At 65.2% G+C, this 22,698-nt stretch carries 24 protein-coding genes (1 of these 24 only partly in view); 19 read left to right on the top strand and 5 right to left on the bottom strand.

The genetic code is table 11. From position 1 onward, the window contains the following. Positions 1-201 precede the first annotated feature (201 nt). Positions 202-1,113, top strand: a complete 912-nt coding sequence (locus SIN08_RS21925) for a peptidylprolyl isomerase (RefSeq protein WP_322453749.1) — start codon at positions 202-204, stop codon at positions 1,111-1,113. Positions 1,114-1,238: 125 nt separating this feature from the next. Here the strand turns inward: SIN08_RS21925 and SIN08_RS21920 are convergent, their stop codons facing one another. Continuing rightward, positions 1,239-1,856, bottom strand: coding sequence for a TetR/AcrR family transcriptional regulator (locus tag SIN08_RS21920; protein ID WP_322453748.1), 618 nt, complete (start codon positions 1,854-1,856; stop codon positions 1,239-1,241). 103 nt (positions 1,857-1,959) lie between these two features. Between SIN08_RS21920 and SIN08_RS21915 the strand changes: the two genes are divergently transcribed. From SIN08_RS21915 to SIN08_RS21890, 6 genes are all read left to right on the top strand, one after another. Next, entirely contained in the window at positions 1,960-2,217 is a 258-nt protein-coding gene (locus SIN08_RS21915; protein WP_322453747.1) for a hypothetical protein, read from the top strand. A gap of 77 nt (positions 2,218-2,294) precedes the next feature. Beyond that, positions 2,295-3,536, top strand: a complete 1,242-nt coding sequence (gene argJ, locus SIN08_RS21910; RefSeq protein WP_322453746.1) for a bifunctional glutamate N-acetyltransferase/amino-acid acetyltransferase ArgJ — start codon at positions 2,295-2,297, stop codon at positions 3,534-3,536. After that, complete coding sequence (locus SIN08_RS21905; protein ID WP_322453745.1) at positions 3,536-4,318, top strand: GNAT family N-acetyltransferase; 783 nt, start codon at positions 3,536-3,538, stop codon at positions 4,316-4,318. The genes argJ and SIN08_RS21905 overlap by 1 nt, the downstream gene beginning before the upstream one ends. Before the next feature lie 5 nt (positions 4,319-4,323). Beyond that, positions 4,324-4,737 (top strand): (deoxy)nucleoside triphosphate pyrophosphohydrolase, encoded by a 414-nt coding sequence (locus SIN08_RS21900; RefSeq protein WP_322453744.1) that lies wholly within the window; start codon positions 4,324-4,326, stop codon positions 4,735-4,737. A gap of 97 nt (positions 4,738-4,834) precedes the next feature. Continuing rightward, positions 4,835-5,143 (top strand): hypothetical protein, encoded by a 309-nt coding sequence (locus tag SIN08_RS21895; protein WP_322453743.1) that lies wholly within the window; start codon positions 4,835-4,837, stop codon positions 5,141-5,143. A 65-nt stretch (positions 5,144-5,208) separates the two neighbouring features. Then, entirely contained in the window at positions 5,209-5,376 is a 168-nt protein-coding gene (locus SIN08_RS21890) for a Flp family type IVb pilin (protein ID WP_322453742.1), read from the top strand. Between the two features lie 8 nt (positions 5,377-5,384). Here SIN08_RS21890 and SIN08_RS21885 read toward each other — a convergent pair whose 3' ends face one another. Beyond that, positions 5,385-6,263: a methyltransferase domain-containing protein gene (locus SIN08_RS21885; protein ID WP_322453741.1), complete on the bottom strand. Its 879-nt coding sequence runs from the start codon at positions 6,261-6,263 to the stop codon at positions 5,385-5,387. 81 nt (positions 6,264-6,344) lie between these two features. Between SIN08_RS21885 and SIN08_RS21880 the strand changes: the two genes are divergently transcribed. Genes SIN08_RS21880 through SIN08_RS21865 form a run of 4 tightly spaced genes read left to right on the top strand, consistent with a single transcriptional unit; the run spans position 6,345 to position 8,681 of the window. Then, positions 6,345-7,118, top strand: a complete 774-nt coding sequence (locus SIN08_RS21880; RefSeq protein WP_322453740.1) for a ComF family protein — start codon at positions 6,345-6,347, stop codon at positions 7,116-7,118. A 26-nt stretch (positions 7,119-7,144) separates the two neighbouring features. Continuing rightward, positions 7,145-7,411 (top strand): glutaredoxin 3, encoded by a 267-nt coding sequence (grxC, locus tag SIN08_RS21875; RefSeq protein ID WP_322453739.1) that lies wholly within the window; start codon positions 7,145-7,147, stop codon positions 7,409-7,411. Continuing rightward, positions 7,408-8,259 (top strand): carbon-nitrogen hydrolase family protein, encoded by an 852-nt coding sequence (locus tag SIN08_RS21870; RefSeq protein WP_322453738.1) that lies wholly within the window; start codon positions 7,408-7,410, stop codon positions 8,257-8,259. The genes grxC and SIN08_RS21870 overlap by 4 nt, the downstream gene beginning before the upstream one ends. Next, positions 8,256-8,681 carry a DUF1178 family protein gene (locus SIN08_RS21865; protein ID WP_322453737.1) on the top strand — a complete coding sequence of 142 codons (426 nt, stop codon included), beginning with the start codon at positions 8,256-8,258 and terminating at the stop codon, positions 8,679-8,681. Before SIN08_RS21870 ends, SIN08_RS21865 begins: the two co-directional genes overlap by 4 nt. Positions 8,682-8,832: 151 nt before the next feature. Here SIN08_RS21865 and SIN08_RS21860 read toward each other — a convergent pair whose 3' ends face one another. After that, a complete protein-coding gene (locus SIN08_RS21860) occupies positions 8,833-9,126 on the bottom strand; it encodes a hypothetical protein (RefSeq protein ID WP_322453736.1) in 294 nt (97 codons plus the stop codon). A 110-nt stretch (positions 9,127-9,236) separates the two neighbouring features. After that, complete coding sequence (ubiG, locus tag SIN08_RS21855; RefSeq protein WP_322453735.1) at positions 9,237-9,998, bottom strand: bifunctional 2-polyprenyl-6-hydroxyphenol methylase/3-demethylubiquinol 3-O-methyltransferase UbiG; 762 nt, start codon at positions 9,996-9,998, stop codon at positions 9,237-9,239. A 228-nt stretch (positions 9,999-10,226) separates the two neighbouring features. Here ubiG and SIN08_RS21850 point away from each other — a divergent pair, with 228 nt between their 5' ends. The 8 genes from SIN08_RS21850 to SIN08_RS21815 all read left to right on the top strand — a co-directional run bounded on the left by SIN08_RS21850 (position 10,227) and on the right by SIN08_RS21815 (position 21,588). Then, on the top strand, positions 10,227-11,501 hold the full coding sequence (locus tag SIN08_RS21850) for an aspartate kinase (RefSeq protein WP_322453734.1): 1,275 nt from the start codon (positions 10,227-10,229) through the stop codon (positions 11,499-11,501). 74 nt (positions 11,502-11,575) lie between these two features. Further along, on the top strand, positions 11,576-13,846 hold the full coding sequence (gene ptsP, locus SIN08_RS21845) for a phosphoenolpyruvate--protein phosphotransferase (protein ID WP_322453733.1): 2,271 nt from the start codon (positions 11,576-11,578) through the stop codon (positions 13,844-13,846). A 13-nt stretch (positions 13,847-13,859) separates the two neighbouring features. Next, a complete protein-coding gene (gene prfA / locus SIN08_RS21840; RefSeq protein WP_322453732.1) occupies positions 13,860-14,939 on the top strand; it encodes a peptide chain release factor 1 in 1,080 nt (359 codons plus the stop codon). Beyond that, the gene (gene prmC, locus SIN08_RS21835; RefSeq protein WP_322453731.1) at positions 14,932-15,855 is read left to right on the top strand and encodes a peptide chain release factor N(5)-glutamine methyltransferase; all 924 of its coding nucleotides are present in this window, start codon (positions 14,932-14,934) and stop codon (positions 15,853-15,855) included. Before prfA ends, prmC begins: the two co-directional genes overlap by 8 nt. Positions 15,856-16,112: 257 nt before the next feature. Next, positions 16,113-16,784, top strand: coding sequence for a DUF4167 domain-containing protein (locus SIN08_RS21830; RefSeq protein ID WP_322453730.1), 672 nt, complete (start codon positions 16,113-16,115; stop codon positions 16,782-16,784). 233 nt (positions 16,785-17,017) lie between these two features. Further along, the gene (gene clpB, locus SIN08_RS21825; RefSeq protein WP_322453729.1) at positions 17,018-19,630 is read left to right on the top strand and encodes an ATP-dependent chaperone ClpB; all 2,613 of its coding nucleotides are present in this window, start codon (positions 17,018-17,020) and stop codon (positions 19,628-19,630) included. Positions 19,631-19,646: 16 nt separating this feature from the next. Next, on the top strand, positions 19,647-20,000 hold the full coding sequence (locus SIN08_RS21820) for an MmcQ/YjbR family DNA-binding protein (protein ID WP_322453728.1): 354 nt from the start codon (positions 19,647-19,649) through the stop codon (positions 19,998-20,000). A 121-nt stretch (positions 20,001-20,121) separates the two neighbouring features. Continuing rightward, positions 20,122-21,588, top strand: a complete 1,467-nt coding sequence (locus SIN08_RS21815; protein ID WP_322453727.1) for a L,D-transpeptidase — start codon at positions 20,122-20,124, stop codon at positions 21,586-21,588. Between the two features lie 262 nt (positions 21,589-21,850). Here SIN08_RS21815 and SIN08_RS21810 read toward each other — a convergent pair whose 3' ends face one another. Further along, positions 21,851-22,698, bottom strand: partial view of a M23 family metallopeptidase gene (locus tag SIN08_RS21810; RefSeq protein WP_322453726.1) — the 3' end only. 1,066 nt of this gene lie beyond the right edge of the window; 848 of the gene's 1,914 nt are visible here — the last part of the coding sequence; its start codon lies beyond the right edge, outside the window; it ends in the stop codon at positions 21,851-21,853.

Here is a 22,698-nt window from a genome sequence, read left to right as displayed (position 1 = left end):
GAACTAACAGCTGAAGTCGCGCCCGGAAACGATGGGGTTCTGGACGCAGGATCGAAGGAGAGATAAGAGGGGCTACCCACGATGTCAACTTCGCGCCAAACCCGCGCTGGACCGCAAAAATCCGCCATATTCATGGTCGCTTTGAAGGGTGCGCCATACGTCCAAGCAGACGCCCCGAGACCCAGGACTGGAGAAATTCCCATGAACAGATCTTTCCGTCGCTTTTTCGTTGCGCGCGCCGGCGCGGTGGTGCTGGCTGCCGCTCTCGGCGCGACACCGGCGCTGGCGCAGGATGACGGCGTCGTCGCTACGTTGAACGGGCAGCCCATCACCGAGGCCGACCTGGCTCTGGCCGAACAGGAACTCGTCCCCCAGGCCGGACAGATGCCCGAGGAGCAGCGCCGCGCGGCCGCCCTTTCGGCGATCATCGATGTACGGCTGTTCGCCTCGGAGGCCGAGGAGAATCAGATCGACGAAAGCGAGGACTTCCAGCATCGGATGGAATTCCTGCGCAACCGTGCGCTCCATAGCGCCTTCGTCGACCAGAACGTGGTTCAGAGCATCACCGAAGAGGAGATGCGCGCCCGCTATGAGGCGGAGGTCGCCAACCTGCCGCAGGAGGAGGAAGTCCGCGCCCGCCACATCCTTGTCGAGACCGAGGAAGAAGCGAAGGATATCATCCAGCAGCTCGAAGAAGGGGGCGATTTCGCCGAAATCGCAGAGGAGCATTCGCAGGACGGCTCGGCCGCGCAGGGTGGCGATCTCGGTTATTTCACCAAGGGACGCATGGTGCCGGCCTTCGAAGAGGCCGCCTTCGCCCTGGAGCCCGGCAGCTACACGCAGGAGCCGGTCGAGACGCAGTTCGGCTGGCACGTGATCAAGGTCGAGGACAAGCGCATGCAGGAGCCGCCGGCATTCGAGCAGGTGCAGAACCAGATTCGCTCGCTTCTCGTGCGCGACAAATATGTCGAGCAGCTGAGCGCGCTGCGCGAGGCAGCCGAGGTGGAGATCCCGAACGAGGAACTGAAATCCTCCGTGGATCAGCTCTTCCAGCAGCAGATGGGCGCCGGCGAGGCCGAAAGCCCGGCCCCGGATAGCGAGAACCAGCAGTAGGCGGGTTCTGCCCCTTCGCTTTCCAAGCCGCGGGAGCGCATGCTTCCGCGGCTTTTCTGGACGGCGCTAGAGTCCGAATTGTTTTCATGATTGGGAACGGAAGTCGGTTCAGATCTTGAACTGCGCTATCGTTCCGTATCCACCCGCACATGGGCCGCCCCGCGTACAATGATGCGCATGACGGCGCCCAACTCCTCCTCGCTTGCCTCTCCGCGATCGGTAAAGAGCCGCGTCCAGACGAAGGACTGGACGAGTTCGGCGACCAGCTCCGGATCGATGTCGGGAGCCACATCGCCCCGGTCCTGCGCCCGCTTCACCATCCCGGCCATATAGGTGCGGCGGTCGAGCGCGTACGCCTTCACACCCTCGGCAGCGACCTCGTCGTGCTGCGCTTCGGCAAGGATCGAACGAAAGATCTGCCCCGACGGGTTTGCGCGCCAGTAATGAAGGATCATGCCGGCAAAGCGCGCCAGATCCTTTTCAAGATCTCCGGTGTCCGGGAACGGAAAATCTCCCTTCTGTCGCCGATAGACGTCGAGCAGCAGGTCGGCCTTGCCGCGCCACCAGCGATAGATGGTGGGCTTGCCCGCCCGGGCACGGCGGGCCACCGCTTCGATGGAGAAGCCGGTATAGCCCGCTTCCTGCAGGACCTCCTCTGCGGCCTCCAGGATCGCTTCTTCCGTTTCCGGATTGCGGCGGGCGCCGATCGAGCGGCGCGCCGGCTTGTCGTCTTCCTCGTCCATCGGCTCCCCCAAATTTCCTGCGGCAAGCGTAGCATGATCCCTTGACGAAACGAAACGGTGCGTTTTATATAACGAAACGTTCCGTTTCTATTGGAGGCAAATCATGACTGATCGCAGTCCCCGCTCCGCCGTCTCGGCCACGCGCTTTTCGCGGACCCGCTTTGCCGCGCTCGTACTTGCGGGTGTCTACCCGCTGGTCACAGGCATCCTCTATCTCGTCTTTCCGCTCACGGAAGGATGGCTGCTTTGGCAGCGCACGCTCGTGATCGTCCCCATCATCGTGTTCGCCATGATCTGGGGACTTATTCCCTTCGTGCAGCGGACATTCCGCGATTTTCTCAATCCGCCGCTGCGCCAGTGAAGGACGGTTTCGGCTTGCGTCGGCTGCTCCGATGGGGCAGAGGGGCGTCAGACAACGCTTCTGTTCCCGGACATGCCATGCCAGCAGCCGTCTCGCCGCTCGCGCCGAAACGCTACCCGCAAATGCCCATCATAGAAGGGGTGCGCATCGCCACCGCCGAAGCCGGCATCAAGTACGAGGGCCGCAAGGACCTGATGGTGATGGTGTTCGACGAGGGCACTGAGGTGGCGGGCGTCTTCACCCGTTCCAAATGCCCTTCCGCGCCGGTGGAATATTGCCGGCGCAATCTTTCCGGCGGGCGGGCGCGCATTCTCGTCGTCAATTCGGGCAACGCCAACGCCTTTACCGGCCGCAAGGGGCGTGAGGCGACGGCACTGACGGGCGGGGCCGCCGCACGGGCAGCGGGTGCCGGCGAGGGCGAGGTGTTCCTTGCGTCGACGGGCGTCATCGGCGAGCCGCTCGCGGCGGACCGCTTCGCTCATCTGCTTGGGAACCTGGTCGCGGAAGCCCGGCCACAGGGCTGGAACGAGGCGGCACGGGCGATCATGACCACCGACACCTATCCCAAGATGCTCACGGCGACCGCGCGGCTGGGCGAGACCGAGGTCACCATCAACGGCATCGCCAAGGGCGCCGGCATGATCGCACCCGACATGGCGACCATGCTTTCCTTCGCGGCGACCGACGCGCCGATTGCCGCGCCCGTCCTGCAAGAGCTCCTTTCCAAGGCGACGGCGAAGACCTTCAACGCGGTCACTGTGGACAGCGATACCTCGACGAGCGACACGCTCATGCTGTTTGCCACCGGGCAGGCCGCCGCGCACGGCGCACCCCGGATCACGGATATCAGGGATCCCCGGCTCGTGCCTTTTCGCCGCGCGCTAGGGCGGCTGCTCAAGCAGCTTGCGCTGCAGGTGGTGCGGGACGGGGAGGGCGCACGCAAACAGGTGGAGGTGACGGTCACGGGCGCGAGGTCCGCGCGTTCGGCCAAGCGCATCGCGCTCTCCATCGCCAATTCCCCGTTGGTCAAGACGGCGATCGCCGGCGAGGATGCCAATTGGGGCCGCGTCGTGATGGCCGTCGGCAAGGCCGGCGAGCCGGCAGAGCGCGACCTGCTCGCCATCTGGTTCGGCGACATCCGCGTGGCCCACGAGGGTGAGCGGGATCCGGACTACTCCGAAGAACAGGCCTCGGCCTACATGAAGCAGGACGAAATCACGATCCGCGTCGATCTCGGCATCGGCCGCGGCAAGGCCACGGTCTGGACTTGCGATCTCACCAAGGAGTATGTCGCCATCAACGGCGACTACAGGAGTTGATGTTCGAGGTGGGGCGCAAGGCGAGCGAGAAACTGGCTGACATCCGCCGCTTCGAGGCGGCGGGGTTCCGCGCCTGGCCGGCCACCTCCGTCCATTATGACGGTGCCTGGGCAGTGCGGCTGACGGCAAGCCACCCGGCGGGCCGGCTGAATTCGATCAATCCGCTCGATCCCGGGGATGACCGCAATCTCGACGAACGCATCGAACGACTGACGCGCCGCTTCGAGGCTTACGGGCGGCCGCTCACCTTTCGCATTTCGCCGCTCGCCGCGCCCGCCATCTCCGCCCATCTGGACGAACTGGGCTGGACGACACTGCGGCCTTCTCTGGTCATGCGCATGCCGCTCACCGAGCGGGCAGTCGGGCAAGCGATGCATCAGATTCCGCTCAAGGATCTGAATCGCTTCGTCTCTGCCGCCTTCCAGGTGCATGGCTATGGGGCGGAGCTGCGGCCCGGTTTCACCGAAGTGGTCAGCGCGATCAAGGCGAATGCCGGCCTCTTTGTCCTCGAAGACCAGGACAGGCCGGTGGCGACCGTCATCTGTGTCCATGACGGCCGCCTGGCAGGGCTGTTCGAGATCGCCACGTCGGCTGCCCAGCGCGGCAGAGGGTTCGGGCGGCGCACCATCACCTCGGCGCTCAAATGGGCCCATTCGCACGGTGCGAAGGAGGCGTGGCTGCAAGTGGAGGCGGACAACGAGGCCGCACTCGGGCTTTATCGCTCGCTCGGCTTTACCGAACTCTACCGCTACCATTACCGCCAGCCGCCGAGCGAGGCCTGACCCCCATGGACATGTCCGTGAAACCGGTTCTGCTCGTTGCCGCATGTGCCCTGATCGATCCCGACGGGCGCGTGCTGATTGCGCAGCGGCCGAAGGACAAGCCCATGGCCGGGCTGTGGGAGTTTCCCGGCGGCAAGGTGGAAGCCGGCGAGGCGCCGGAAGAAACGGTCGTTCGGGAGCTTCACGAAGAACTCGGCATCGAGACCAAGAAGGCGTGCCTGGCACCGCTCACCTTCGCGAGCCATACGTATGAGGACTTCCATCTCCTCATGCCGCTCTATGTATGCCGGCGCTTCTGGGGAATACCGGGGCCGCGCGAAGGGCAGGCGATCAAATGGGTGCGCCCGCAGCGGTTGCGTGAATACCCCATGCCGCCGGCCGATGCGCCGCTCATCCCCTTCCTGATCGACCTGCTTTAGCAGCGCACGACGTTAATCGTTCCTTTAGCCGAAAATGCAAATTTTAGCCTGCGGCGGCCGGCCGCAGGACAGCAACCAGCATGGCTGGAGAGGGGCGATGCATTCGCAAAACGACGAATCCAGTGGCCGCAGAAGTTGGGCGCGCGTCAGCAGCGCAGGTGCCGGTGCGCTGAGGGTTACGCTGTTGTTCGGCTCCGTGGCGCTCGCGCTCGCGCTTCTGCTCACTCCACTCTTGGAGCGTAAGACGCACAACACGGCGGCTTTCGATACGCGGCTCGATAATGTCAAGACCGGTTCGGTCGGTCGGGGGCGCAGCGCCTATACGGTGCGCCGCAGCGTGCTGCAGCCGTCGCCGGACTCGGTCTGCATCATCAGCGCCGACGGCAGCAGGCGCGGCGACTGCTGACGGCCATCGTCAAACTTTCTTAACGGCTTGCTGTCAGCTTGCATGGCGATCGGCGCGAGGCTGCGATGTTGAAAGAGTTCGTGAGAAGCAACAAGGGCGCCAGCGCGGTCGAGTGCGCGCTGATCGCGGGCATCCTGGCGCTTGCGATCATCGCCAGCGCCACGGAACTCGGGCGGCTCGTGGGGGAAGCCTATGGCGGCCCGGGGCAGAGCCTCGCCACTGCGGTGCGATAGCCTTTTCCTTAACTCTCGTCCTTTCCGCCGGACAGGGCGCTTTTCAGAGAGACCTTGGCGCTGCCCGGCTTGAGCGGCTTCTGCTGGGAGGTATGCGGTGCCCAGCCGGACATCCAGACGATGTTGAAGGTTGCGCGGATGCGCCCGTCGGGATCGGCGAACCTCTCCTGGTAGATCTCCGCAGCGCGCAAGAACAGCGCGCGTGTCGCCGGCCGGCGGCTGCGCTCGGCGAGCGCGCTGGTGGCACCCATGGCACGCAGGTCGCGCATCAGATCGAACATGGTGGAATAGCGAACCGTCAGCGTCTCGAGATCGGTGACGGGCAAGGCGAAGCCCGCCCGCTGCAGGAGCGCACCGGTATCGCGTACGTCGGCGAAGGGGCTGACGCGCGGTGCGGCACCGCCGCTGATCTCGGTTTCCGCCTGAAGCAGGCTCTCGCGCAATTCCTGGAGCGTGCCGGCGCCGGCCAGGGCGGCGAGGAACAGGCCGTCGGGCTTCAGGGCCCGCCGGATCTGCAGGAGCAGGCCGGGCGTGTCATTGGTCTCGTGCAGCGTCAGCAGGGAGACGGCCAGGTCGAGGCTCTCTGCCGGCAACGGCACGGTTTCGGGCGCGGCGAGCCGGCCCTCATAGCCGCCGTCCAGAAGGCGTTCGTCGGCTTCCACGCGCACGACCTCGTCCGCCTTGCCGCTCTCGACGATGGCGTCGGCGGCGTCGGCGGTGAGGCAGAAGACGGCGGCCGCGCGCGGGAAGCGCCGCTCCACCGTCGCAAGGCGGTCCATGAGGTCTTCGGCGGTGCGGCGCATGAGGAATCCGGCGCCTTCCTCGCGCGCAGCGAGAGCGCGTCGCTTCCGCGCGCGCAGGAGTTGGGGGGCGAAGATCAGGTCCATTCGTCGCTTTCCGTTCGACCGTGCGCAATGGCACAAAACTGCTATAGTGCAAAGGTGGGTGGCATTTTCCGGCAGACAAGCATGGGGTTTATCAGGCAGGTGGGCGAACGGGCGCGGCAGTGGCCTGCGCGGGTGCTTTTCCCGCCGGTCTGCCTCGGCTGCCGCAATCTCGTAACCGCGCCCGGCACGCTTTGCCCGGAGTGCTGGCCGGACCTGCGCTTCCTCGAGCCGCCCTGGTGCCCGGTCATGGGAACGCCTTTCAGCTATGACATGGGCGAGGGGTTCCTCTCGGCCGAGGCGATCGCCAATCCGCCACCTTTCGCAAGGGCGCGTGCGGCTGTCGCCTATGACGGGGTGGCGCGGCGGATGGTGCAGGGGCTGAAGTTCTCGGATCGCACGGATCTGGCGCCATGGATGGCGCGCTGGATGCTGCGGGCGGGCCGGGAACTGGTGGCGGACGGGGCGGTCGTGGTGCCGGTGCCGCTGCACCGGTGGCGCTTCTTTTCCCGTCGCTTCAACCAGTCGGCGGAGCTTGCCCGGGCTTTCGCACGGCTTGCCGGGCTCGATTACCGGCCGGATGCGCTCATCCGCCGCCGGGTGACGCGTCAGCAGGTGGGGCTCGGCGTGCGCGAGCGGGAAGCGAATGTGCGCGGTGCCTTCACCGTGCCGGCCGAGGGCAAGCTTGCGCTCAAGGCGCGGCGGATCGTTCTTGTCGACGACGTCTACACGACCGGCGCCACCGTGGCGGCGGCGGCTCGCGTGCTCAAGCGGGCGGGCGCGCGCCAGGTGGATGTCCTGACCTTCGCCCGGGTCCTGCCGGGGGACTTTGCGTCCGCCGAGGCCGGAACTATATAGGCGGCGAAGGAGCGACGGATCATACAATGGCGAATGTGACCATCTATACCCGCATGGGCTGCGGATTTTGCGCGGCCGCGAAGCGGCTTCTGGATCGCAAGGGTGTCGCCTACGAGGAGCACGACGCCAGCTTCTCCCCGGAACTGCGCCAGGAGATGATCGACCGTGCCCGCGGACGCACAACCTTCCCGCAGATATTCATCGGCGAGCGCCATATCGGCGGGGCGGACGAACTGCACGCGCTCGAACGCGACGGGCGTCTCGACACGATGATCAAGGAGACCGGGGCATGAGCACGATACGCGTTGCCGCGCTGCAGATGCGTTCGGGGACGGACATTCAACGCAACGTCGCCGATTTCGAGGCGCTGGTGCGGGAAGCCGCCGGGATGGGGGCTGCTTATGTGCAGAGCCCGGAAATGACCGGGATTCTCGTGCGCAGCCGCGAGGCGCTCTTCGAGCGGGTCAGGTCGGCGGAGGAGGACCCGCTGGTCGGCATGGCCGCGGCGCTGGCGCGTGAGCTTTCGCTTTTCCTGCACGTGGGGTCCACGGCTATCCGGCTTGGCGACGACAAGGTCGCCAACCGCGGCTTTCTCTTCGGACCGGACGGGGCGCGGATCGCCACCTACGACAAGATCCACATGTTCGACGTCGATCTCGACAATGGCGAGAGCTGGCGCGAATCGGCGACCTATGCGCCGGGCAGCGAGTCGGTCGTGGCCACGCTCCCGGACATGCGCCTCGGCCTGTCGGTGTGCTACGACTTGCGCTTCCCGCAACTCTTCCGCGCTCAGGCACTGGCGGGCGCCGAGGTTTTGACGGTGCCGGCGGCGTTCACGCGGCAGACAGGCGTGGCGCACTGGCATGTGCTGACCCGTGCGCGCGCTATCGAGAACGGTGCCTGGCTGATCGCCGCCGCCCAGGGCGGACGGCACGCGGACGGGCGGGAGACCTACGGGCACTCTCTGGTTATCGACCCATGGGGCCGCGTCGTGGCCGAAGCCGAGCATGATGATCCGGCGGTGATCGTGGCGGATATCGATACGGCCGCGGCGGATGCGGCGCGGGCGAAGGTTCCCAATCTTCAAAATGCGCGGGAATTCGCGGTCGCTGAGGCAGTGTATGGGCGGCGCGCGTCATGATCCGTTTCGGCCTTGTTTGCGACAATGAACACGGCTTCGAGGCGTGGTTCCGTAATGGGGAGGACTTCGAGGCGCAGAAGGGCCGGCAGCTTATCTCCTGCCCCCATTGTGGTTCGAACGCGATCGAAAAGGCGCTGATGACGCCGTCCGTGGCCACCGGCAGGGACAAGAAACCGGTGGCGCTCGGTATGAGCGAGGAACAGAAGAAAGCGCTTGCGCAACTCAAGGCGCTGTCGGAGAAGATCCGCGAGAAGGCCGACTATGTCGGCGACAAGTTCGCCGAGGAGGCACGCAAGATCCACTTCGGCGAGACGGACCCTCGCGGCATCTATGGTGAGGCGACGCCCGAGGAGGCCAAGGAGCTTGCCGAGGACGGCGTTGAATTCATGCCGCTGCCCGTTTTTCCGGAAGATCGCAACTAGATCAGTTCACCGTCTCACGGAAACGGTGAACTGATCTAGCTATTTGATTATGCGCAACTCCGACGGAAAAACCGGCTTCCACTTTTCCTGGAATTGCTCTAACGCGAAGACGCGGCGCCACGCATTCACGCGGCACCGGATCTCTTCTGCGCTACTGACGTAGGCGGCGCGGCTGTTCCAGTCGAACGGCTGGTTCGGACGGGGCTCGTACCTTGCCGGAAATGACCAGGCCGCGGGCTGCCGACTCATCGCAGGTGGAGCCGCCGCCCCCCGCCTTACAGATTTCGGAAACGATCTGCTTCAAGCACTCGTCCGAATAGTAAGGCCATTTTTGCCCCTCACATTTGTCTTCCGCCTGTGCGGTGCCGGTCATGCAGGCCAGGGCGAGCAGCCCCGCGCCGAAGGCCAGGGACAGGGATGCCGGTTTTGCGGTGTAGATCGTCATGACTATTCCTCCTTGTTGACAGGAGGTGTATTGCCCGCCTCGGTTGAACCGGTTCTGAAGCACATGGTCATGTCAGGTTAATGCTCTTCGCGCCCGCGCGGGCTTCACGATCAATCGGACGATGCGGATGCGTTCTTTTCGGCGAGAACCATGTAGTTGACGTCCATGTCACGGGAGCGCTGCCAGCGGTCGGAGAGCGGATTGTAAATGACGCCGGTGCGGTCGCGCATGACAAGGCCCGCTCCGGTCAGGGCGCGTTCCAGCTCTTCCGGGCGCACCAGCTTCCCGTATTGGTGGGTGCCGCGCGGCAGCCAGCGCAGAAGGTATTCCGCGCCGATGATGGCAAGCCCCAGTGCCTTCAGCGTGCGGTTGATGGTGGCCACGAACATGATGCCGCCGGGATTGAGCATCTCGGCGCACTTGCCGATGAAGAGGTCGAGATCGGCCACATGCTCGACCACCTCCATGTTGAGGATGACGTCGAACTTCTCACCCTTGTCGGCCAGTGATTCGGCGGGCTCGGCGCGGTAGTCCACCTTCACGCCGCTGTCGGCCGCATGCAGCCGGGCGACCTCAATATTGGTTTCGGAGGCGTCGGCGCCGACGACCTCGGCACCGAGCCGCGCCATCGGTTCGCACAAAAGCCCGCCGCCGCAGCCGATGTCGAGGAACCGCAGGTTGGCGAAGGGCTGCGCGGCCCTGGGGTCGCGGCCGAAATGCGCGGCGACGTGGTCGCGGATATAGGCGAGCCGCACGGGATTGAACTTGTGCAGCGGGCGGAACTTGCCGTTCGGGTTCCACCACTCCGCGGCGAGCGCGGAAAAGCGCTCGACCTCGCCGGCATCGATGGTCGTTCGTCGGGCTTCAGGCATGCTGGCCTCCTCTTGCGAAGCAATCAAGTCGGGTCAGCCGGGGCCGTTGTCAAGCCTGTCCGATCCGTGGCGCGGCGTCATCCCATTTTTTTGCGACAGACGCGCTCGCTTGCGGAAGCGCCCGCCATTGGCTATTGAAAACGCGCCGTTCAAACGGCCCGAGTTCCACGAGCCCGGTGCGGCGGAGCCGGCCGGGTATCCGTTACGACGAAGGCATTTCCGAAGACCATGGCGCGCATTGTGATGAAATTCGGCGGGACGTCCGTCGCCGATATCGCCCGCATCCATAACGTGGCGCGCCACGTCAAACGTGAGGCGGATGCCGGACACGAGGTGGCGGTCGTCGTCTCCGCCATGGCCGGCAAGACCAACGAGCTGGTCGGCTGGGCGCGGGAAATGCCGAGGGCGTGCGATGCAAACTCGCCGTTCTTCGATGCGCGCGAATATGATGCGATCGTTGCTTCCGGCGAGCAGGTGACGAGCGGTCTGCTTGCCATCGCACTGCAATCGATCGGGGTGGACGCGCGCTCCTGGCAGGGCTGGCAGATCCCCATCCGCACCGACAACGCGCACGGGGCCGCGCGCATCCTGGACATCGACGGCAGCGAGATGGTGCGCCGGATGGAAATGGGCCAGGTGGCAGTGGTCACCGGTTTCCAGGGGTTGGCGCCGGACAACCGCATCGCCACGCTGGGCCGCGGCGGCTCGGATACGAGCGCGGTGGCGGTGGCGGCGGCGGTGAAGGCGGACCGCTGCGACATCTATACCGACGTCGACGGTGTCTACACGACCGATCCGCGGGTCGAGCCGAAGGCGCGGCGGCTTTCCAAGATCTCTTTCGAGGAAATGCTGGAGATGGCCTCCCAGGGGGCCAGGGTGCTGCAGGTGCGCTCGGTGGAATTGGCCATGGTGCACAAGGTCAGGACCTTCGTAAGATCGTCATTCGAGGATCCGGACGCGCCGGGCATGGGCGATTTTGACAACCCGCCCGGAACGCTCATTTGCGACGAGGAAGAAATCGTGGAACAGCAAGTCGTCACCGGTATCGCCTACGCCAAGGACGAGGCGCAGATCTCGCTGCGCCGCGTGGCCGACCGGCCGGGGGTCTCCGCCGGCATCTTCGGGCCGCTGGCCGAGGCCAACATCAATGTCGATATGATCGTCCAGAATGTCTCCGAGGACGGCTCGAAGACGGACATGACCTTTACCGTGCCGACGGGCGATCTCGAGAAGGCGGTTGCCGTGCTCGAGAAGGCGCGCGACGACGTCGGTTTCGACGCCATCCAGTCCGAGGCCGGCCTGGTAAAAGTTTCCGTCATCGGCATCGGCATGCGCAGCCATGCCGGCGTGGCGGCGACGGCGTTCAAAGCCCTGGCGGAAAAGGGAATCAATATCCGCGCCATCACGACCTCGGAGATCAAGATCTCGATTCTGATCGATAGCGCCTATGCGGAATTGGCGGTGCGGACTTTGCATTCCGTCTATGGTCTCGATAAGCAATAGAGACATTTGTCTTGATCCGTGCCCCGGTGCTGCCAAACCGGCAGGGCCGGGGAGAGGCTTTGGAGCTAGGTGAGATGCGAGAGATTTCCGCCGGCCCGCGCGTATTGCTGAGGCGCCTCCGCGAGATGCTCGCGGAGGCACTGGAGCCGCAGGAGCGGCTCGACCGCATCGTGCGCGAAATCGCCCAGAACATGGTGGCCGAGGTCTGCTCGCTTTATATCCTGCGGTCCGACTCCGTGCTCGAGCTCTATGCAACCGAGGGACTCAATCCCAATGCCGTGCACCTGGCGCAGCTCAGGCTCGGCCAGGGCCTCGTCGGCACCATCGCCGCCAGCGCACGGCCGCTGAGCCTGTCGGAGGCACAGGAGCATCCGGCCTTCACATACCTGCCGGAAACGGGCGAGGAAATCTATCACTCCTTCCTCGGCGTGCCGGTGTTGAGGGCAGGCCGCACGCTCGGCGTGCTGGTCGTGCAGAACCGTACAAAGCGCCACTATCGCGAGGACGAGGTCGAGGCGCTGGAAACGGTCGCGATGGTGATCGCCGAGATGATCGCCATGGGCGATCTCGCCCGCCTCACCCGGCCGGGTATCGAACTGGACCTGCGCCGCTCTGTCTCCCTCAAGGGGCTTGCTTTCAACGAGGGTATCGGCCTCGGCCACGTGGTGTTGCACGAGCCGCGCATCGTGGTCACCAACCTCTTCAACGAGGACAGCGATCAGGAGACGGAGCGGCTGGAGGCGGCGCTCTCCTCGCTGCGTCTTTCCATCGACGACATGCTGTCCAGGCGCGACGTGGCCTTCGAGGGTGAGCATCGGGCGGTGCTGGAGGCCTATCGCATGTTCGCCAACGACCGCGGCTGGGTGCGGCGCCTGGAAGAGGCGGTGCGCAACGGGCTGACGGCGGAAGCGGCGGTCGAGAAGGTCCAGAGCGACATGCGTGCGCGCATGATGCACATGACGGATCCCTATTTGCGCGAGCGCATGAGCGATTTCGACGATCTCGCCAATCGGCTGTTGCGTCAGCTCATGGGCGGCGGCCCGGATGCGCTGTCGGAAGCCGTGCCGAAGGATGCCGTCATCGTCGCACGCTCCATGGGTGCGGCGGAGCTCTTGGACTACCCGCGCGAGCGCCTTCGCGGCCTCGTATTGGAGGACGGCGCGCCGACCAGCCATATCGTCATCGTGGCGCGGGCGATCGGGCTGCCCACCGTCGGCGAGGTGAAGGGTGCGGTCTCCATGTCGGAGAACGGCGATGCGATCGTCGTCGACGGGGAGGACGGTCAGGTGCATCTGCGGCCGCAGCCCGATATCGAGGCGGCCTATGCGGAGAAGGTGCGTTTTCGCGCGCGCCGGCAACAGCACTACCGGGCGCTGCGCGAAAAGCCCTCGGTGACCAAGGACGGCATTCCCGTCGACCTCTTGATGAATGCCGGGCTCGCCGTCGACCTGCCGCAGCTCGCCCAGTCGGGCGCGGCCGGCATCGGCCTATTCCGCACAGAGCTGCAGTTCATGGTGGCGCTCACCTTCCCGCGTGCGGAAGCGCAGGAGCGACTCTATCGGGAGGTGCTGGACGCGGCGTCCGGCAAGCCCGTCACCTTCCGTACGGTGGATATCGGCGGCGATAAGGTGCTGCCCTATTTCAAGGGCGCGCAGCACGAAGAGAATCCGGCGCTCGGCTGGCGCGCCATCCGTCTTACGCTCGACCGGCCCGGGCTCCTGCGCACGCAGATCCGCGCGCTGCTCAAGGCGGCCGGCGGGCGCGAGCTGCGGCTGATGCTGCCCATGGTGACGGAGATCGACGAGGTGCACCGGGCGCGCGAGATCATCGACCGCGAGGTGCGGCATCTCTCCCGCTTCGCGCATCATCTGCCCACCCGTCTGAAGCTCGGCACCATGATCGAGGTGCCGTCGTTGCTTTGGCAACTCGACGAACTGATGCAGGCGGTGGACTTCGTCTCGGTCGGCTCCAACGACCTGTTCCAGTTTGTCACTGCGACGGATCGGGGCAATACCCGCCTTTCCGATCGGTTCGATCCGCTGAGCGTGCCGTTCCTGCGGCTCCTGCGCCAGATCGTCCAGGCCGGCCAGGCGGCGAACAAGCCCGTGACCCTGTGCGGCGAGCTCGCCGGGCGGCCGATCTCCGCCATGGCGCTTCTGGGAATCGGCTACCGCTCCATCTCCATGGCAGCGGCCTCCATCGGACCGGTCAAGGCCATGGTCTGCGAGCTGCCGCTTGGGGAACTGACGGAGCGAATGGACAAAGCCCTTGCCAATCACGGCGCGAAGACCGATATCCGCGCCGAACTGACCGCGTTCGCCAAGGAACACGGCCTTTCCTTTTGAGCCAAGAGACAGAATGACCGAACTGCCGCGCGACCGGATGGACCAGGTGTTGAAGCGATTCGAACTGCTCGAAGCGCAGATGGCGGCCGGCCCCGCGCCGGAGGTCTATGTAAAACTGGCGTCCGAGTATGCCGAGTTGCAGGAGGTCGCCGATGCCATCCGCGCGCTCAAGAAGGCGGAAGCGGAGCTTTACGATCTCGAGGCGATGATCGCCGACACGTCCACCGAACGCGACATGCGCGAGCTGGCCGTGGCCGATCACGAGGACGTGTCCGAGCGCGTGGAGGACCTGCGCCAGAAGCTGCAGGTGCTTCTGCTGCCGAAGGACGAAGCGGACGAGAAGAACGCGATCCTGGAAATCCGCGCCGGGACGGGCGGCGACGAGGCGGCGCTTTTTGCCGGCGATCTGTTCCGCATGTATGAACGTTATGCCGGCGAGCAGGGCTGGCGCGTCGAGGTCGTGTCGGCGAGCGAAGGCGAGGCCGGCGGCTATAAGGAGATCATCGCCACGGTATCGGGCCGCGGCGTCTTCTCGCGGCTCAAGTTCGAATCGGGCGTGCACCGGGTCCAGCGCGTACCCGCGACCGAGGCGCAGGGGCGGATTCACACATCGGCGGCGACGGTGGCGGTGCTGCCGGAGGCGGAAGAAATCGACGTGGAGATCCGGCCGGAGGACATCCGCGTCGACACGATGCGGGCCTCGGGCGCGGGCGGTCAGCATGTGAACACCACCGATTCGGCGGTGCGCCTCACACACATCCCGACCGGCCTCGTCGTGGTGCAGGCGGAGAAGTCGCAGCATCAGAACCGGGCACGCGCCATGCAGATCCTGCGGGCACGCCTGTTCGACGCCCAGCGGGTGAAGGCGACCGACGAGCGTACGGAGGCGCGGCGCCTGCTAGTGGGCACCGGCGACCGCTCCGAGCGCATCCGCACCTACAACTTTCCCCAGGGACGCGTGACGGACCATCGCATCAACCTGACGCTCTACAAGCTCGATCGCGTGATGGAGGGCGAACTGGACGAGGTGATCGATGCGCTGATCGCCGATCACCAGTCCAAGCTGCTCGCCGAAGCCGGCTCCGATGGATGACGATCGCCCGGTTACGCTGGGGGCGCTTCTGAAGTCCGCCAGGCAGCGGCTCGCCGAGGCCGGTGTGGATGATCCAGCCCTTGCGGCACGTCTGCTCGTCGAACATCATACAGGGGCAAGCTGGACGGATATGATCGCCAGGCCGGAGCAGGCGGTGGCGGTTGCTGCAGCCGAAGCGGCGCTTGAAGCGGTGGCACGGCGGGAGGCGGGCATGCCCGTCCATCGTATCCTCGGGCATCGCATGTTCTACGGCTTGAAGCTCTCGCTTTCGCCCCAAACCTTGGAGCCGCGGCCGGACACCGAGACGCTGGTGGAACTGGCGCTGCCGGAGGCCCGGCGCATCGCGGCGAAACGGGGGCGCTGCCGGATCCTCGATCTGGGCACCGGCACCGGGGCAATCGCACTCGCCCTTATGAGCCGGGTGGCCGAAGCCGAGGCGCTGGGCGTCGATATTTCCGAGGATGCCCTTGCAACGGCGCGTGCCAATGCCGATATAAATCGCCTAGGGTGGCGATTCAGTACGCTGAAGTCCGATGTGTTCGCGGAAGTCGAGGGATGTTTCGACCTGATCGTTTCCAACCCACCCTATATACCGACGGCCGTCCTGGAGACGCTTTCACGCGAGGTGCGTGAACACGATCCGCGCATCGCGCTCGACGGTGGGCCCGACGGACTTGATTTCTACAGACGGATCGCCGAGGGCGCAGGGCGCCATCTTGCTCCCGAAGGAGCAATCGTAGTGGAAACGGGATATGTCCAGACCCGCCCGGTGCGGGACATATTCGCAGCGAGGGGTCTTCATACGGCCCGAATGGCCCGCGATCTGGGCGGGCATGACAGGGCGCTGCTGGTACGTGCGGCGCGCCCGATCCGAGGGATGGAAAAAACACTTGGCAAGATGCCGGAATGCCGCTAGGTTCCGCCTGCCGGATGAGACGAAGCAGGCAGCGCCGTTTTCGATTCGGTTCCCGCGGACAGTCTGCCTTTTTGCGTTTTTGACGCATGCGCTTCGTGCGGGGATCATTGGGCAAGTAGACACCAATCGGACCATTATGGCATTCGCGCCTGTTCAGAGGCGCCATCTCGCCAGGGGAAAATTGTGAGACAGACGGCCTAGGCGCTCGTTTTCTCTGCAATACACATGCAATCGACGTCTCGAACAAAGAGAATGGAATGAGGCCACAACAGCAGAACAGGCGTATGCGCGGACGCGGCAATGGCAATCGCAAGGGACCCAATCCGCTCAACCGCAGCTATGAAAGCAACGGGCCGGATGTGAAGATTCGTGGCACGGCTCAGCAGATCGCCGACAAATATGCCACGCTGGCGCGTGACGCACAGAGTTCCGGCGACCGGGTGATGGCCGAGAATTATCTTCAGCATGCAGAGCACTATAACCGGATCATCGCCGCTGCGCAGGCGCAGGTGCAACCGCAACAGAACACCCGCGACGGCCGCGAAGAAGGCGACGAGGATTTCGACGAACGCGGCGTGCGCGACGAGCAGCAGGCTCCGACGCAGAATGGTGCCGAGCGCTCGCGGGTGGACGATGGGACCGGTCCGCAGCCGGTAATCGACGGAACACCCGCAGAGGTCGCCCTCAACGAACGCCAGCGCGGCAACCGGGCCAATGGCGCCAAGGCCAACGGCAACGGGCGCGATCATGCGGAGACCTCCGAGGCGGAGGCTGGCAAAGAGGCTGAAGCCTCGAGCAAGGCCGCGGACGGCACCGAGGAAGCTTCGGAAGCCAAGCCGAAGCCGGCAAAGCGCACCCGGCGTCCCCGCGCCAAGAAGACCGATGAGCAGGCCGCCGCCGGCACGGAAGAGGCGCCTGCACAGAGCTGACCTTCGGGCGCGCGCGCTTTTCAGACACGAATTCACGACGTTGCGCGGCGGGCATTTGCCCGCCGCTTTGCGTTCGTGCCACAATCTTGTGCATCCGGAAAAATGTCCCCATATCTCGCTCGAGTGGGCCTGCCGAGAGAGCGGCGATGACCTCGGTCAAAGTCGTTGGGGGTCCGTCACATTAGCCTGTCTGACGCCGCGGAGCCGGGTCGGCACGGAAATGGAGACACGGAATGAACATTGAGAAATATTCCGAGCGGGTGCGCGGCTTCATCCAGTCCGCCCAAACGCTCGCTCTTTCCCGAAATCATCAGCAGTTCACGCCCGAGCACATCCTCAAGGTACTCGTCGATGATGGCGAGGGGCTCGCCGCCTCGCTCATCGAGCGCGCCGGTGGGAACGCCAAGGATGTGAAGCTTGCCGTCGATGCCGCGCTGGAGGCAATGCCGAAGGTGGAGGGCGGCAGCGGTCAGCTTTACCTTGCTCAGCCGCTGGCGAAGGTGTTCGCGACCGCCGAGGAGGTGGCGAAGAAGGCGGGCGATAGCTTCGTCACCGTCGAGCGGCTCCTGACGGCGCTGGCCGTGGAGAAATCCGCCAAGACGGCCGATATCCTGGCCAAGGCCGGGGTGACGCCGACGGCGCTCAACCAAGTCATCAACGATTTGCGCAAGGGCCGCACCGCCGATTCGGCGAGCGCGGAAGAGGGCTATGACGCGCTCAAGAAGTATGCGCGGGACCTGACGGACGATGCGCGAGCAGGGCGGCTCGATCCCGTCATCGGCCGCGACGAGGAGATCCGCCGCACCGTCCAGGTGCTGTCGCGGCGCACGAAAAACAACCCGGTGCTGATCGGCGAACCCGGCGTCGGCAAGACGGCGATCGCCGAGGGGCTGGCGCTTCGGATCGTCAATGGCGACGTGCCCGAATCGCTCAAGGATAAGCAACTGATGGCGCTCGACATGGGTGCGCTGATCGCCGGCGCGAAGTATCGCGGCGAGTTCGAGGAGCGGCTGAAGGCGGTTCTATCCGAGATTCAGGCCGCCACCGGCGGCATCATCCTCTTCATCGATGAGATGCACACGCTCGTCGGGGCTGGCAAGGCCGACGGCGCCATGGATGCATCCAACCTTTTGAAGCCGGCGTTGGCGCGGGGCGAACTGCACTGCGTGGGCGCCACGACGCTGGACGAATACCGCAAGCATGTGGAAAAGGATGCGGCGCTTGCCCGGCGCTTCCAACCTGTCTTCGTCAACGAGCCGACGGTGGAGGACACTGTCTCCATTCTGCGCGGGCTCAAGGAGAAGTACGAGCAGCACCACAAGGTGCGCGTCTCCGACTCTGCGCTTGTGGCGGCCGCCAATCTGTCGAACCGTTACATCACCGACCGTTTTCTGCCCGACAAGGCCATCGACCTCGTGGACGAGGCGGCCTCGCGGCTCAGGATGCAGGTCGACTCCAAGCCGGAAGAGCTCGACGAGCTCGACAGGCGCATCATGCAGCTCAAGATCGAGCGTGAGGCGCTGCGCGTGGAGAAGGACGCGGCCTCGAAGGACCGGCTGGAGAAGCTGGAGAAGGAACTGGCCGGGCTCGAGGAAGAGTCCGCCCGGCTGACGAGCGCCTGGGCGTCCGAGAAGGACAAGCTGGGGCTTGCCGCAGACCTCAAGCGCCAGCTCGACGAGGCCCGCAACGAGCTGGCGATCGCCCAGCGCAAGGGCGAGTTCCAGCGTGCCGGCGAACTGGCCTACGGACGCATTCCGGAGCTGGAGAAGAGGCTCGCCGAGGCCGAGGCGACCGGCGATGGCGCCCGCAGCATGGTCGAAGAGACCGTGACGCCGGACCACGTTGCGCACATCGTCTCGCGCTGGACGGGCATTCCCGTCGACAAGATGCTGGAAGGCGAGCGGGATAAGCTCCTGCGCATGGAAGACGCGCTCGCCAAACGCGTCGTCGGCCAGGGCGAGGCGGTGCAGGCCGTCTCCAAGGCGGTCAGGCGCGCGCGCGCCGGCCTCCAGGATCCGAACCGGCCGATCGGCTCCTTCATGTTCCTGGGCCCCACGGGCGTGGGCAAGACGGAGCTGACAAAGGCTCTCGCCAACTTCCTGTTCGATGACGAGCAGGCGATGGTCAGGATCGACATGTCGGAGTTCATGGAGAAGCATTCGGTGGCCCGGCTGATCGGCGCGCCTCCCGGCTATGTCGGCTACGAGGAAGGCGGGGCGCTCACCGAGGCTGTCCGCCGCAGGCCCTATCAGGTCGTTCTCTTCGACGAGATCGAGAAGGCGCATCCGGACGTCTTCAACGTGCTCCTGCAAGTGCTCGACGACGGGCGGCTGACCGACGGGCAGGGCCGCAAGGTGGACTTCCGCAACACGCTGATCATCATGACGTCGAACCTCGGCGCCGAATACCTCGTCAATCTCGCGGAAGGCGAGGATGTCGACAAGGTGCGCAACGAGGTGATGGGCGTGGTGCAGGCCTCCTTCCGGCCCGAATTCCTCAACCGGGTGGACGAGGTAATCCTGTTCCACCGCCTGCGCCGCCAGGACATGAACCAGATCGTCACGATCCAGCTCGAGCGGCTCGAGCGTCTGCTTGCGGACCGCAAGATCACGCTGGATCTGGACGAGGAGGCCGTGGAGTGGCTCGCCGGAAAGGGCTATGATCCCGCCTATGGCGCGCGGCCCTTGAAGCGCGTCATCCAGAAGGAGCTGCAGGACCCGCTTGCCGAGAAGATCCTCATGGGTGAGATTCTCGACGGGTCCACGGTCAAGGTGACGGCCGGTTCCGATCGCCTGATCTTCCGGGCGCGGCAGAATGTCGAGGAAGCGGCCGGCCAGGCCGCCTGAAGAAGAGGGAGGCGTATTGAAGCTCGAGGACTACAACGGCTTCTGCGCCTCCCTTCCGCATGCCACCCACGTGGTTCAATGGGGCGGCGGGCACGTCTGGAAGGTAGGCGGAAAGGTGTTTGCCATCGGGGGAGGGCGTGATGGTGAGATGCTCGCCGTCACCTTCAAATGCTCCGACCTTGCTTTCGAGATCCTGAAGGAGCAGCCGGGCCTGCGCCCGGCGCCGTATCTCGCCTCGCGCGGCATGAAATGGATCCAGCGCCACTCGGCCGAAACAATGGATGACGATGCGCTGCGGGACTATATAGCCGAGAGCTATCGCCGGGTCTTTGCAGGCTTGCCGAAAAAAGTTCAAACACAGCTGGGCTGATTCACGCGCGTCGGCATAAGCTCGCGCTGTTGGCCATTTTAATGCCCGGTTCATTTTCTACGCGACACGATAAGCAGCCGAATCACGTCGCTTTCGCGAAAATGCGTCAGGAGCACCTGTCTTGAAGAGATTTCTTCCGGCCTTTCTGTGCATGGCTTTGGCCGCACCCGGTGCGGCCGCGGCTGCCTTGTCGGGGGACATGCACGTGCCTCAGGAAGAGGCAGAGAAGCCATTGCAGTTGGCGCAGGCCTACGATTTCGACGTCTATATCGATCAGTACGGGCGTGAGGTCGTGGTCGATCCGCGCACCGGCCGCGTGGTGGAGATTCGCGAGCCGCTGGCCGGCACGGCATCACCCCCGCCGCCTCCCCCGCCCCCTCCTCGAGAGCAGCGCGGGAACGGCTGGCGTAGCTACGACTTCACCGACCCGCGGGACGTGGAGCGCTTTCACCGCGATCGCGAGGCTGCGATCACCCGGGGCTGGGACGATTACGAATCAATCGAACCGGCCAATCCGCCGCTCTACGAGGACGACCGCTACGACGAGACCTACGGTGGACCGGAAAACGGCGACGATGGGTGGCGCGACCAGGCGCCCGTCGCCAGGGGCGCGTTGCCGCCTTCGTGGGAGGACCGCAGTGTGCGGCGCGATCCCCTCGACGACCCGCAGACCGACGGCGGCCGCGAGGCGTCCCGTTCCCCGCGGCAGCCGGATCTTGCCATCACCGTCCCGGATATCGACGGCGCCAGCGAGGATGTCGCGAAGTTCCAGGTCTTGCTCGACCGGGCGGGCGCCTCGCCCGGTGTGATCGACGGACGCACGGGAGACAACGTCAACAAGGCGATCGACGCTTACAAGGAGATCGCCTGGCAGCGGATGCGGACATACGACAAGGAGTGGATCGAGGCTGAACTGGAGCGGACGGGCGGCCCCGCCTTCACGGAATATACGATCACGGCGGAGGATGCCGCCGGCCCGTATATCGCTTCGGTACCCTCGGACTACGGTGAGAAGGCGAAGCTTGAACGCCTGGGTTACACCCGGGTCAGCGAGATGCTGGCCGAACGCTTCCACATGGACGAAAAATTCCTGATCGCCCTCAATCCGGAGGCCAACTTCGAGCGGGCGGGCACCATCATACGCGTTGCCGATCCGGGTGAGCCGGCTGAATACGAGGTGGCACGCCTGGTCGCCGACAAGAGCAGCAAGCAGCTTCGCGCCTACAACGGAGCGGGCCGGCTGGTCGCCGCCTACCCCGCCACCATCGGTTCGGCTGACACACCGTCGCCGACCGGCACGCACGAGGTGGCGCGTGTCGCCTTCAATCCCGAGTACACCTATGACCCGAAGAAGAACTTCAAGCAGGGTGACAACGACCGCGTGCTGACCATCCCGCCCGGACCGAACGGGCCGGTCGGGTCCGTGTGGATCGCCTTATCCAAGCCCAGCTACGGAATCCACGGCACGCCCGACCCGTCGAAGATCGGCAAGACCTATTCACACGGGTGCGTCAGGCTGACCAACTGGGATGCCGAGGAACTGGCAGGCCGGGTGAAGCCCGGCGTTACCGTCGAATTCGTCGAATAGAGCATTTTGCAGCCAAGTGGAATCACTTGGCGTGGCACAAATGCGGCGAAAACAAACAGATAGAGCAGCCAAGCGAACGAATGTGAGCGCACCCTGCTCTAGAGGCGGGCCGCGGCGCCGCGTGGCAACGCGGCGGGCGGAGGAGCGCGGCGGTTTCGGCCTTTGCCGTGGCACCACCCGGAGACGGGCGATCTGTCCGCAACCCGTGTTTCGCACCATGTTCCGGTGCGACCCGGACCGGCAACGGAGCCTTCGTCACGGCCTATTGTGCCGCCTCGGCGACGGGCACGGGCTCGTTGAAGGAATCCTGCAGGAGATTTTCGAGCCGGTCGCGCTCGCGCTTGAAGGCGGTCAGTGCCTCGCCCTCGAGCGTGTGGCTGTCGGGCAGGCGGACCCGCATCGGGTCGACCTTGCGGTCGTTGACGATCACCTCGTAGTGCAGGTGGTTGCCGGTCGACTGGCCGGTCGAGCCGACATAGCCGATCACCTGGCCCTGGCGCACATGGGCGCCGGCCACCACGCCCTTGGCGATGGCGCTTTGATGGTTGTAGGAGGTGCGGTAGCCGTTGGCATGGCGGACGATCGTCTGGCGCCCGTAGCCGGCTGCCCAGCCGGCGCTTTCGACCGTCCCGTCCCCGGAGGCGATGATCGGAGTGCCGCGGGGGGCGGCCCAATCGACGCCGGTGTGCATACGCGAATAGCCGAGGATCGGGTGCCGGCGCATGCCGAAGCCGGAGGTGAAGCGGCCGTTGGGAACCGGGTTGCGCAGGAGAAGGGGGCGCGAGCTGCGTCCCTCCCTGTCGAAATAGTCCACGGTCCCGTCGGGCATCTGAAAGCGATAGAAGGTCCGTGTCTTGTCTCCGAAGGTGGCGGAGACGTAGAGAAGCTCGGAATTGTCCGAGGCGCTGCCGTCCTCGTTGGGCTGCGAAAAGAAGACCTCTACGCGGTCGCTGGGCGAAAGCCGGGACTGGAAATCGACGTCGGCGGCCAGCAGGCGGATCAATTTCTGTGTCATCGCCTTGGTCAGGCCGTAGGAATAGGCGGCATTGTAGATGCCGTCATAGATGCGCGGCAGGTCGGTCCGCGCCGGCAGCGGCCGTGGCTCGTTGT

Origin of the sequence: Chelativorans sp. M5D2P16 (assembly GCF_034427935.1) — a bacterium.
Taxonomy (GTDB): Bacteria; Pseudomonadota; Alphaproteobacteria; order Rhizobiales; family Rhizobiaceae; genus Chelativorans.
This window is presented reverse-complemented; position numbering and strand designations above follow the sequence as displayed.